The 11316-nt window shown below is 64.4% G+C and carries 11 protein-coding genes; 7 read left to right on the forward strand and 4 right to left on the reverse strand.

The features are described from left to right. Position 1 precedes the first annotated feature (1 nt). Entirely contained in the window at positions 2 to 901 is a 900-nt protein-coding gene (locus tag MSIMFI_RS08490; protein ID WP_191496874.1) for a metal ABC transporter solute-binding protein, Zn/Mn family, read from the reverse strand. 129 nt (positions 902 to 1030) lie between these two features. Between MSIMFI_RS08490 and MSIMFI_RS08495 the strand changes: the two genes are divergently transcribed. Then, positions 1031 to 2110 (forward strand): LacI family DNA-binding transcriptional regulator, encoded by a 1080-nt coding sequence (locus tag MSIMFI_RS08495; protein WP_191496875.1) that lies wholly within the window; start codon positions 1031 to 1033, stop codon positions 2108 to 2110. Here the strand turns inward: MSIMFI_RS08495 and kstR are convergent. Next, positions 2107 to 2706 carry a cholesterol catabolism transcriptional regulator KstR gene (gene kstR, locus MSIMFI_RS08500; RefSeq protein WP_186245025.1) on the reverse strand — a complete coding sequence of 200 codons (600 nt, stop codon included), beginning with the start codon at positions 2704 to 2706 and terminating at the stop codon, positions 2107 to 2109. The two genes, MSIMFI_RS08495 and kstR, sit on opposite strands and share 4 nt — an antisense overlap. Positions 2707 to 2941: 235 nt before the next feature. Here kstR and MSIMFI_RS08505 point away from each other — a divergent pair, with 235 nt between their 5' ends. Beyond that, positions 2942 to 5062 carry an acyl-CoA dehydrogenase gene (locus MSIMFI_RS08505; protein WP_191496876.1) on the forward strand — a complete coding sequence of 707 codons (2121 nt, stop codon included), beginning with the start codon at positions 2942 to 2944 and terminating at the stop codon, positions 5060 to 5062. Between the two features lie 73 nt (positions 5063 to 5135). Here the strand turns inward: MSIMFI_RS08505 and MSIMFI_RS08510 are convergent, their stop codons facing one another. Continuing rightward, on the reverse strand, positions 5136 to 5675 hold the full coding sequence (locus MSIMFI_RS08510) for a hypothetical protein (protein WP_191496877.1): 540 nt from the start codon (positions 5673 to 5675) through the stop codon (positions 5136 to 5138). A 31-nt stretch (positions 5676 to 5706) separates the two neighbouring features. Next, positions 5707 to 6783 (reverse strand): ferredoxin--NADP reductase, encoded by a 1077-nt coding sequence (locus MSIMFI_RS08515; protein WP_191498086.1) that lies wholly within the window; start codon positions 6781 to 6783, stop codon positions 5707 to 5709. A gap of 168 nt (positions 6784 to 6951) precedes the next feature. On the opposite strand from MSIMFI_RS08515, the gene hsaA reads away from it, so the two are divergent. The 5 genes from hsaA (at position 6952) to MSIMFI_RS08540 (ending at position 11316) form a co-directional block, all read left to right on the forward strand. Continuing rightward, positions 6952 to 8136 (forward strand): 3-hydroxy-9,10-secoandrosta-1,3,5(10)-triene-9,17-dione monooxygenase oxygenase subunit, encoded by a 1185-nt coding sequence (hsaA, locus tag MSIMFI_RS08520; protein WP_191496878.1) that lies wholly within the window; start codon positions 6952 to 6954, stop codon positions 8134 to 8136. 3 nt (positions 8137 to 8139) lie between these two features. After that, positions 8140 to 9024 carry a 4,5:9,10-diseco-3-hydroxy-5,9,17-trioxoandrosta-1(10),2-diene-4-oate hydrolase gene (hsaD, locus tag MSIMFI_RS08525; protein WP_191496879.1) on the forward strand — a complete coding sequence of 295 codons (885 nt, stop codon included), beginning with the start codon at positions 8140 to 8142 and terminating at the stop codon, positions 9022 to 9024. Beyond that, positions 9021 to 9923, forward strand: coding sequence for an iron-dependent extradiol dioxygenase HsaC (hsaC, locus tag MSIMFI_RS08530; RefSeq protein ID WP_191496880.1), 903 nt, complete (start codon positions 9021 to 9023; stop codon positions 9921 to 9923). Before hsaD ends, hsaC begins: the two co-directional genes overlap by 4 nt. Before the next feature lie 8 nt (positions 9924 to 9931). Further along, a complete protein-coding gene (gene hsaB, locus MSIMFI_RS08535) occupies positions 9932 to 10498 on the forward strand; it encodes a 3-hydroxy-9,10-secoandrosta-1,3,5(10)-triene-9,17-dione monooxygenase reductase subunit (RefSeq protein WP_186245019.1) in 567 nt (188 codons plus the stop codon). A 209-nt stretch (positions 10499 to 10707) separates the two neighbouring features. Further along, positions 10708 to 11316 carry a hypothetical protein gene (locus MSIMFI_RS08540; RefSeq protein ID WP_191496881.1) on the forward strand — a complete coding sequence of 203 codons (609 nt, stop codon included), beginning with the start codon at positions 10708 to 10710 and terminating at the stop codon, positions 11314 to 11316.

The raw sequence follows: 11316 nt of genomic DNA on the forward strand, positions 1-11316 counted from the left end.
GTCAGCGGCTCGACCGCAACGCGGCGGTCAGTCGGTTGACGGTGTCGCGCTGCCAGGTCAGGTAGTCGGTGCCCGTGGGTAGTGTCTCGGTGACCTCGGCCACCGGTACGCCGGCGCGTTGGGCCGCAGCTTGCAGGTCCTTGGTCACGGCGCTCGATGTCTGCGGGTTGATCAACAGCGCCGCGACCTCGCGGTGGTCGATGAGGTCGAGGACCGATGCCATGTCGGCTGGGGAAGGATCGCCGTCGTTTTCATTGGTCATGGCGAAGGTGATCGGGGTGCGATTGATCAGCCCGGACGCCGCCAGCAGGTAGTTGACGACGGGCTCGGTGACGATGACTCCGGCGGCCGGGTATGCGGTGGCGATGGCGCGCTCGGAATTGGCGATCGCGTCTGCGCCCTGGCCGAATTCAGCCGCGTTGGCGCGGTAATACGCGGAATTGCCAGGGTCGATGATTGCCAGCCGGTCGGCAATCGTGGCAGCGACCGACTTCGCGACGCTCAGGTTGTAGAAGACGTGCTCGTCGGGTGCCTCGTTCCCGGCCCCAAGGAACGAGTAGGCATCGATCGCCGGGATTTCCCTATGGCCGGCCAGCATTCTGTCCACCCACGGGTCGTAACCGCCGCCGTTGTAGACGACCAGATCCGCGTCGGCGACCGCCGCGGCGTCCGCTGGAGTCGCCTGGTACGAGTGCGGATCGACCTCGACGCCGGTGATGATGGACTTCACAGCGATCCGGCCGCCGGCCACAGCGCGCGCGACACTGCCCCACACGTCGGTGGACGCCACCACCGCAGTAGCGCCCGGATGCGCTGTACCAGCGGGCCCGCAGCCGATCAGCGCCGCCGAACCAATGAGGAGAATGGCCGGCAACCGATGCGCCGGCCTGACTAGCGCCATACGCACCTCATGTTTCCCTTTCGCCGGCCGCCCAGCCGACCACATAGTAAATGAAAATCGTTTCCATTAGAAAGTTCGGCGGCGGAGCCGCGTAGCCGCGCTGACGAACCCGCTGTAGCCTCACCGAACGTGAGTCCCACACCGCGGCGCCGGGCAACCCTGGCGTCGTTGGCGGCCGAGCTCAAGGTGTCGCGAACCACCGTCTCGAATGCGTTCAACCGCCCGGATCAGCTGTCCGCCGATCTCCGGGCGCGGGTGCTCGCCACCGCAAAGCGGTTGGGTTACGCGGGCCCCGACCCGGTGGCGCGATCGTTGCGGACCCGCAAAGCCGGTGCGGTCGGATTGGTGATGGCCGAGCCGTTGACCTACTTCTTCAGTGATCCGGCGGCGCGGGATTTCGTTGCGGGCGTTGCGCAATCATGCGAAGAGGTCGGTCAGGGTCTGCTGCTCGTGGCCGTCGGCTCCAGCCGGAATCTCGAGGAAGGCACGGCCGCGGTGTTGGGTGCCGGAGTGGACGGCTTCGTGGTGTACTCGGTGTGCGACGACGATCCCTACCTGCAAGTGGTGCTGCAGCGGCGGTTGCCCGTGGTTGTGGTCGACCAGCCCAAGGGCCTCGCCGGAGTGTCCCGGGTCGGCATCGACGACCGGGCGGCAATGCGCGAGCTGGCCGACTACGTGCTTGGATTGGGGCATCGCGAGATCGGGCTGCTGACCATGCGCCTGGGTCGGGACCGGCGTCAAGACCTGGTGGACTCCGAACGGCTGAAGTCGCCGACCTTCGATGTGCAACGCGAACGCATCCTCGGCGTCTGGGACGCAATGACCGCCGCCGGCGTTGACCCGGATTCGCTGACCGTAGTGGAAAGCTACGAGCATCAGCCCGCGTCGGGCGGCGATGCCGCCAAGGTGGCGCTGGAGGCCAATCCGCGGATCACCGCGCTGATGTGCACCGCGGACATATTGGCCCTGTCTGCCATGGATTATCTACGCGGACATGGCATTTACGTGCCGGGCCAGATGGCGATCACCGGGTTCGACGGCGTACCCGAAGCGATCAGCCGGGGGTTGACCACCGTGGCGCAGCCGAGCCTGCAAAAAGGTCGACGGGCGGGCGAGCTGCTGCAGAAGCCGCCGCGTTCCGGCCTGCCGGTGGTTGAGCTGCTGGACACCGAACTGATCCGCGGCCGTACCGCGGGCCCGCCTGCCTAACCCTCCTGAGTGTCGCCGATCAACAACCGCACGGCCAGGTCCAAACGCTTGCTGACGTCCGTCGCCGAGGCTCGGCGGGTAAGCCAGGCCAGCAGGTTCGACAACCACACATCCGAGATCACCCGCGCGATGTGGTACTGGTCTTCGGTTGGTTCGCCGTCGGCCATCGCGCGGGCGAACATGCTGTCAATGAGCTTCTCGACCTGGTCGACCTCGCTGGCCGCCGATGCGTCGGCGAAGACATATGCACGCGTCATCGCCTCGGTGAGCAGCGGATTGCGCTGCATCGCGCGGTTGAGCTTGCCAACCATGAAGTTCAGCCGCTGAAACGGCGTTCCGCCGGCAACCGCGGAACGGTCGGTCTTGGCGTCGATGCGGCTAAATTCCCGGCCCAGCGCCGAGACCAACAGATGCACCTTCGACGGGAAGTAGCGGTAGAGCGTCCCGACCGCGACATCGGCACGGTCCGCCACGGCACGCATCTGAACGGCCTCGTACCCGCCCTTCGACGCGATGGCCATGGTGGCGTCCAGGATTCGTTTACGGCGTTCGCGCTGTGCCTCCGAACCCAATTCGGACTCAGCCAGTACTGCCACGTTCATGACCTCGCGGGGTTGTGACATCTAGTGGGCAGCTCCTCTTCCGGGCGGTTCGACCGCAAACGATACGCATGCGCAGCGTTAATCTCCCACCTCCCTGCTGCCGAGACAACGGCGTGTACTGGCGTAATAGGCGTCAACTTGACGGTTGGTCGCCTCCACTATTAGAACACGTTCTAGTGGGCAACAAGGATTTATTGTCCTGTGAATTGATGATCCGGAGGGCTGCAGCGTGGTAGCGACCGTCACCGACGAACAGTTCGCCGCCCGTGAGTTGGTGCGCGACTGGGCCCGCACGGCGGCCTCAGGAGAGGCGGCGACGGCGGCTTGCCGCGCGATCGAACGGGGCGACGTCGATGCCTGGCGGCCCGTCTTCGCGGGTCTGGCCGACCTAGGACTCTTTGGCGTCGCCGTCCCGGAGGACCGCGGGGGCGCCGGCGGCAGCGTCGAGGACCTGTGCGCCATGGTGTCGGAAGCGGCGCAGGCGTTGGTACCCGGGCCGGTCGCCACCACCGCACTGGCGACCCTCGTCGTCGAGGATCCCGAACTGCTCGACGGGCTGATTTCCGGTGAACGCTTCGCCGGGCTCGCGCTCGAAGGTGACGTTCGGTTCGACGGCGAGACGGCATCCGGCGTCGTCGATTGGGTGTTGGGTGGCGCACCCGGTGGCGTGCTGCTGTTACCGGCCGGCACCGATTGGCTGCTGGTCGACACCGGCGGCGACGGTGTGCTGGTGGAACCGTTGCGCGCCACCGACTTTTCCCGGCCGCTGGCTCGGGTCGTGCTGACGGCCGCGCCGGCCACTCCGGTATCGGGGCGACGTGTCGAGGACCTGGCCGCGATGCTGCTTGCGGCCGAGGCGGCTGGTGTGACCCGATGGGCGCTGGACACCGCCGTGGCCTACGCGAAGGTGCGTGAACAGTTCGGCAAACCGATCGGCAGCTTTCAGGCCATCAAGCATCTGTGCGCGGAGATGCTGTGCCGCGCCGAACAGGTCGAGGTGGCCGCCTCGGACGCGGCGCGCGCCGCCGGGGACTCCGAGGACGCCCAGTTCTCCATTGCGGCGGCGATCGCTGCCAGCATCGGTATCACCGCCGCCAAGGCTAACGTCAAAGACTGCATCCAGGTGCTCGGCGGCATCGGCTGCACCTGGGAACACGACGCGCACCTGTATCTGCGGCGCGCCCACAGCATCGGCCGCTTTCTCGGCGGCGCCGAGCGGTGGCTGCGCCGAGTTACCACGCTGACCCAGGCCGGTGTCCGCCGTCGTCTCAGCATCGAGCTGTCCGAGGTCGAGGGCCAGCGACCTGAGATCGCCACAGCCGTCGCCGAAATTGCAGCCCTGCCCAGCGAAGATTTAGCGAAGCGTCAGGTGGCCCTGGCCGACGCCGGCCTGCTGGCGCCGCACTGGCCGGCGCCGTACGGCCGCGGCGCGTCACCGGCGCAGCAGCTGCTGATCGACCAGGAGATGGCGGCGGCCGGCATCGTGCGGCCGGACTTGGTGATCGGCTGGTGGGCAGCGCCGACCATCCTCGAGCACGGCACGCCGGAACAAGTTGAGCGTTTTGTGCCCGCCACCCTGCGCGGTGAATTCCTTTGGTGTCAACTGTTTTCCGAGCCGGGAGCCGGTTCCGACCTGGCTTCGCTGCGCACCAAGGCGATACGGGGCGAGGGTGGCTGGCTGCTCACCGGTCAGAAGGTGTGGACGTCGGCGGCGCACAAGGCGCGGTGGGGTGTGTGCTTGGCGCGCACCGATCCGGATGCGCCGAAACATAAAGGCATCACCTACTTTCTGGTGGACATGACCTCACCCGGCATCGAGATCCGCCCCTTGCGTGAAATCACCGGTGACTCGCTGTTCAACGAGGTGTTCCTGGACAACGTGTTCGTTCCCGACGAGATGGTCGTCGGCACCGTGAACGACGGCTGGCGGCTGGCCCGCACCACGCTGGCCAACGAGCGCGTCGCGATGGCCACCGGGACTGCCTTGGGCGACCCGATGGAAGAGCTGCTCAAGGTGCTGGCCGAAATGGAACTCGATGTCGCGCAACAGGACCGGCTGGCCCGGCTGATCCTGTTGGCTCAGGCCGGTGCGCTGTTGGACCAGCGGATCGCGCAACTGGCCCTGGGCGGCCAGGATCCCGGTTCGCAATCAAGCGTGCGCAAACTCATCGGAGTCCGGTATCGTCAGGCGCTGGCCGAGTTCATGATGGACGCGTCCGAGGCTGGCGGCCTCGTCGAGAACACCGCGGTACACGACTTCCTCAATACCCGCTGCCTCACGATCGCCGGCGGTACCGAGCAGATCCTGCTCACCGTCGCCGCCGAGCGGTTGTTAGGTCTGCCCCGTTGAGTCGATTCTCGCCGAGCCTGTACTTCTGCAGGCCCTTACTCGCACTTTGTCTGCAGATCTACAGTCTCGGCGTCTAAGAAAAGTTCGTCTGCGCGCAGGTGCTGGGCGAGGTGAGGTTGACGCCCGGGTAGACCACCTGCATATGGGTACACACGATGACGCCGACGTTGGTCATCGGTTGGCCGGTCGACCAACTGGTCGAGTCGATGACGCCGGTCGTCTGATACTTGTCCGGTGGGCCCTCGCCGAAATAGACGGTGGTAATCACGTCGGACCCGCCCGATTTCATGACCCGCTCGAACTGGCTGGTGGCATGTGCATCCAGGTAGGTCAGTCTGTTCGTCGGCCGGATCTCAGTCGTTTGGCGCGCCCACAGACCGGGCGGAAACCCTGCCGGGCCGTCGGGCGTACGCAGATTCGCGCCTGCGACGAAGTCGCAGCTGCCGTTCGAGTGGCAATCGACGAAAGCGTGCGTCTCCAACTGGGTTGCGTCGTCGACCGGGAAAAGGGTTGTGGCGCTGTTGCTTGCCGCCTTGGAAATCGGTGTAATCGAGCTGGCGAAGAACGTCAGCATGAGTCCGAGTGTTGTAACGCCCGATACCAGCCACCTCATCGTGAACCCCTTAGCTCGGCGACTACTCGACTCACTCGTCGTAAGTTACTTCTACCGAATCAGATTCCGGGTGAGATTGACAGGCCAAAATTAGCCCGTCGTCGAGATCCTGCTGCTCGAGCACGTCGTTGACTTCCATGCTGACTTTGCCGTTGCGCAGCGTGCAGGCACACGCACCGCAGTGGCCTTCCCGGCAGGAGAATGGCGCATCCAGGCCCTTGGCGAGGAGGACGTCGAGCAATTTGGCGTTGCGCGGCCAGGACACGGTGTGGGTTTCACCGTCGAGTTCTACCACGGCGGTGGCGGGCGCCTCGTCGCCAGTGTCCTCAATCTTGACGGCCGCGAACGGATCCGAATCCAGCGACTTGAACACCTCGATGTGCACTTGCTGGGCCGGAACTTTCAGCGTTTCGAGGGCAACACGCGCCGCCTCCATGAACGGACCTGGCCCGCAGATGAATGCCGACCGGTCGGTGTATGGGTCGGCCAGTTTCGCCAGCGCGGGCGCACTCGGCAAGCCCTGCAGTGACTCCAGCCAGTGCACCACCGTGAGCCGGTCCGGATACTTGTCGGCCAGTTCGCGCAGCGCGTCGCGGAAGATGACCGAGCGGTCGTCGCGGTTGGCGTAAAACAGCGTCACCTGCCCGCTGCCTTCGGAGAGTGCCGACTTGCAGATCGACATGATCGGCGTGATTCCGCTACCCGCGGCGAGCAGTAGAAAGTCGTCGTCGAGGGTCTTGGGTACGAAGTTGCCGGACGGGGCCAGCGCGTGGACGCGCATGCCCTTGTGGGCGTTGTCGCACAGCCAGTTCGACGCGTATCCGTCGGCGGTTCGTTTGACCGTGACCGTGAGCGCGTCGTCGGTGAACGGTGAGCTGCACAACGAGTAGCAGCGCGCCACCGAGCCGGTGCGGTCGCTGGGAACACGCAGCGTCAGGAACTGGCCGGGCGCGTAGCGCAGCCGCTCCGGCGGGATCTTCGGATCGTCTGGTCCATCCGGTACCGCGAACACCAGCGATCGAGCATCCTCGGTTTCGGTGATTACCTCGGCGATCTGCAGTTCCAGGACGTGGTCGCCGAGTGGCTCGTCGCGAACGCCCCCGGGGATATCCGATGTCAAGAACTGCCCTCTCTTTCTCCCAACTAGAACATGTTACAAAAAACCGAATTGGTGTCGCCACCAGCCGCAGGAATACCCTGCTCGACACGAATCGGAACGTGTTCTAGTCTTCTGTGTAAGTCCGCTGCGTAAGTCCGGCCCAGGAGGCAAAACTAAGTGACGTCCATTCAACAGCGTGATGCGCAGTCTGTCCTCGCTGCGATCGACGATCTGCTTCCGGAGATTCGGGACCGCGCTCAGGCGACCGAAGAGCTGCGGCGACTGCCCGACGAAACCGTCAAGGCGCTCGACGACATCGGTTTCTTCACCTTGTTGCAGCCCGCGCAGTGGGGCGGCCTGCAATGCGATCCCACGCTATTCTACGAAGCGACGCGCAGGCTGGCGAGCGCGTGCGGTTCCACCGGCTGGGTGAGCTCGATCGTCGGCGTGCACAACTGGCATCTGGCGCTGTTCGACCAACGGGCTCAGGAAGAGGTTTGGGGCGAGGATCCGAAAACACGGATCTCGTCGTCGTATGCCCCGATGGGGGCGGGGGTGGTTGTCGACGGCGGCTATCTGGTCAACGGGGCGTGGAACTGGTCGTCGGGCTGTGATCACGCCACCTGGACGTTCGTCGGCGGCCCTGTCATCAAGGACGGCCGGCCGGTCGACTTCGGCAGCTTCCTGATCCCTCGGACTGAATACGAAATCGACGACACCTGGTTTGTGGTCGGTTTGAAAGGCACCGGCAGCAACACGCTGGTGGTCAAGGATGTCTTCGTGCCCCGGCATCGGTTCTTGTCCTACAAGGCAATGAATGACCACACCGCGGGCGGCCTGCAGGCCAACACCGCTCCGGTTTACAAAATGCCTTGGGGCACAATGCATCCCACCACCATCTCGGCGCCGATCGTCGGCATGGCCTACGGCGCGTACGCCGCGCACGTGGAGCATCAGGGCAAGCGGGTGCGCGCCGCGTTCGCCGGGGAGAAGGCCAAGGACGACCCGTTCGCCAAGGTGCGAATTGCCGAAGCGGCCAGCGACATCGACGCGGCGTGGCGTCAGCTGATGGGCAACGTCGGCGACGAGTACGCACTGTTGGCCGCCGGCAAGGAGATTCCCTTCGAACTGCGCGCCCGGGCGCGTCGTGACCAGGTGCGCGCGACCGGGCGCTCGATCGCCTCCATCGACCGGCTGTTCGAAGCTTCGGGTGCCACGGCCCTGTCGAATGACGCTCCGATTCAAAGGTTCTGGCGTGACGCGCACGCCGGTCGGGTGCACGCGGCCAACGACCCAGAGCGGGCGTATGTGATCTTCGGGAACAACGAGTTCGGGTTGCCGCCCGGCGACACCATGGTCTAGGCCATGACAGTTGCAGAGGAGCTCACGTTCGAATCCACCTCGCGCTATGTGGAAGTGGACGTGGATGGACCGCTGAAGTTGCACTACCACGAAGCGGGCTCGTCCTTTGCAGGCAGCGGCCGGACGGTGGTACTGCTGCACGGCGGTGGGCCCGGTGCGTCCAGCTGGACGAACTTCTCGCGCAACATTGCGGTGCTGGCTCAGCACTTTCATGTGCTGGCCGTCGATCAGCCCGGGTACGGCCACTCCGACAAACGTGCCGAGCACGGGCAGTTCAACCGCTATGCCGCCAGGGCGCTCAAGGGTCTGTTCGAACAGCTCGGCCTGGGACGGGTTCCTTTGGTGGGCAACTCATTAGGTGGCGGCACCGCGGTGCGGTTCGCACTGGACTACCCGGACCTGGCCGGACGCTTGGTGCTGATGGGTCCGGGTGGCCTGAGCATCAATCTGTTTGCGCCCGATCCAACCGAGGGCGTCAAGAGGCTGGGCAAGTTCTCCATCGAGCCCACCCGGGAAAATCTCGAGGCGTTCCTGCGCGTCATGGTCTGCGACCAGAGACTGATCACGCGTGAGTTGGTTGACCAGCGTTTCGAGTTGGCCAGCACCCCGGAATCGCTGACGGCAACTCGGGCGATGGGAAAGTCTTTCGCCGGAGCAGATTTCGAAGCGGGCATGATGTGGCGCGAAGTGTACAGGCTGCGTCAGCCGGTGCTGTTGATCTGGGGCCGTGAGGACCGGGTCAACCCGCTCGATGGCGCATTGGTCGCGCTAAAGACCATCCCGCGTGCGCAACTGCACGTATTCGGGCAGTGTGGACACTGGGCGCAGGTGGAGAAGTTCGACGAATTTAACAAGCTGACGATCGATTTCTTAGGAGGTGCGAGATGAGCATCCGGTCGCTGGGCTATCTGCGCATCGAAGCCACCGACATGGCCGCCTGGCGCGAGTACGGCCTGAAGGTTCTCGGCATGGTCGAGGGTAAGGGGACCACCGAGGGTGCCCTGTATTTGCGCATGGACGACTTTCCCGCCCGGTTGGTGATCGTGCCCGGTGAGCACGACCGACTGGCAGAGGCCGGCTGGGAATGCGCGAATGCCGAAGGCCTGCAAGAGATCCGCAATCGACTCGACGTGGAGGGCACGCCGTACAAGGAAGCCACCGCCGCGGAATTGGCGGAACGGCGAGTCGACGAGATGATCCTGTTCGCCGACCCGTCGGGCAACCCGCTGGCGGTCTTCCACGGCGCCGCCCTGGAACATCGCCGCGTCGTCAGCCCGTACGGGCACAAGTTCGTCACCGGTGAGCAGGGATTGGGCCACGTCGTGCTGACCACCCGCGACGACGCCGAGGCGTTACATTTCTATCGAGATGTGTTGGGCTTCAAGCTGCGTGACTCTATGCGCATGCCGCCGCAGGTGGTGGGACGGCCTGCCGACGGGCCGCCGGCGTGGCTGCGCTTCTTCGGGTGCAACCCGCGCCACCACTCCTTGGCCTTCCTGCCGCTGCCGACGCCCAGCGGCATCGTGCACCTTATGGTCGAGGTCGAAAACGCCGACGACGTAGGTCTGTGCCTGGACCGCGCGCTGCGCCGGAAGGTGCCGATGTCGGCTACCCTCGGCCGCCATGTCAACGACCTGATGCTGTCGTTCTACATGAAGACCCCCGGTGGATTCGATGTCGAATTCGGTTGCGAGGGAAGACAGGTCGACGACCGCGACTGGATCGCCCGGGAAAGTACGGCCGTCAGTCTGTGGGGTCACGACTTCACGGTCGGCATAAGCGGCTGACGCCGAAAATGACTGGGGCGCCGATCGACCCGCGGATGTTCCGCAACGTGCTGGGCCAGTTCTGCACCGGGATCACCATTATCACCACCGTCCACGACGACGCACCCATCGGCTTTGCGTGCCAGTCGTTCGCGGCGCTGTCGCTGGACCCGCCACTGGTGCTGTTCTGTCCTACCAAGGTGTCGCGATCCTGGAAGGCCATCGAGGCCAGCGGCCGGTTCTGTGTCAACGTGCTCACTGAGAAGCAGAAGCACGTGTCGGCGCGATTTGGGTCGAAGGAAGCCGATAAGTTCGCCGGTATCGATTGGCGCCCTTCACAACTCGGCTCACCAATCATTGACGGGTCACTGGCATACATCGACTGCACAGTGGCGTCGGTCCACGACGGCGGCGACCACTTTGTGGTGTTCGGTGCGGTCGAATCGCTGTCTGAGGCTCCCAAGATTAAGCCGCGGCCGCTGCTTTTCTATCGCGGCGACTACACCGGCATCGAGCCGGACAAGACCACGCCAGCTCAATGGCGCGACGACCTGGAAGCGTTTCTCACCACCACCACCAAGGACACCTGGCTTTAGTCCGGCGAGCAGACGCAAAAGCCCCATTTCGCCGGTGTTTCGGGCGCTTTTGCGTCTGCTGGGCAATTATGCGCGCGGCCGGTCGTTAATCAATTTGTCAAATATTTTGACATTGTGAGCTGCGCAAACATTTTTAGAAAAAGCTATTCCGATGCACCTATTGCGGCGCTAACATCTGGGAGTTCCTGACCACAGATAAGGGTAAGAAAATGTCACTCCAAACCGCTGAATCTCGCGTCTCCGATCTCCGAAACCGCGATGCCGCCGCCGAAGCCTGGCAATGGATAGTCGACCTCAAGGAACAGGCGAAGTCGAACGGCGCCGCGGCGGACGCGCAACTCAACGCGATCTTCAGACTTGGCACGCCGCCGACAAGTCTCGACGGACCGACCAACGGCATCCTCGTGATGACGACGATCAACCCGGTCCTGGACGCGGCCGTTCGCCTGGTCACCAGCCTGTGGATGCCGTGGCAGGGCAAGCGGTTCGACGCGGCGAAGCGCACCGGCGACAACCGCATGACCTCCGGGGCAAGGATCGCGTCGAAGTTGTTGTGGCCGTTGTACAAGATGAAGGATGCCGCCGACGGAAAACTCGCCTTCGATTTCAAAACCTTTACCGACGCCGGCAAGCATGATCCCGACGTGCAGGTGATGGTCATCGACTACGCCGAGGTCGGCGACAACCCACGGCTAATCATCAGGAGCATCCGCGACGAGCTGGTCGAGGTCGTGCCGGGTACGTATCTGGGAAAGATTCTCTTCCGGCTGCCCCGCAACCGCTACGCGATGATCGGTTTCTTCGCCCTGCGCACCTAG

It is taken from the genome of Mycobacterium simulans (assembly GCF_900232995.1).
GTDB lineage: Bacteria > Actinomycetota > Actinomycetes > Mycobacteriales > Mycobacteriaceae > Mycobacterium > Mycobacterium simulans.

Bases quoted from the DNA above. Each gene is read 5' to 3' on its own strand.
- MSIMFI_RS08540 (WP_191496881.1), top strand. From the start codon at position 10,708: ATGTCACTCCAAACCGCTGAATCTCGCGTCTCCGATCTCCGAAACCGC.
- hsaC (WP_191496880.1), top strand. From the start codon at position 9,021: ATGAGCATCCGGTCGCTGGGCTATCTGCGCATCGAAGCCACCGACATG.
- MSIMFI_RS08490 (WP_191496874.1), bottom strand. From the start codon at position 901: ATGGCGCTAGTCAGGCCGGCGCATCGGTTGCCGGCCATTCTCCTCATT.
- hsaB (WP_186245019.1), top strand. From the start codon at position 9,932: ATGACTGGGGCGCCGATCGACCCGCGGATGTTCCGCAACGTGCTGGGC.
- hsaD (WP_191496879.1), top strand. From the start codon at position 8,140: ATGACAGTTGCAGAGGAGCTCACGTTCGAATCCACCTCGCGCTATGTG.
- MSIMFI_RS08510 (WP_191496877.1), bottom strand. From the start codon at position 5,675: ATGAGGTGGCTGGTATCGGGCGTTACAACACTCGGACTCATGCTGACG.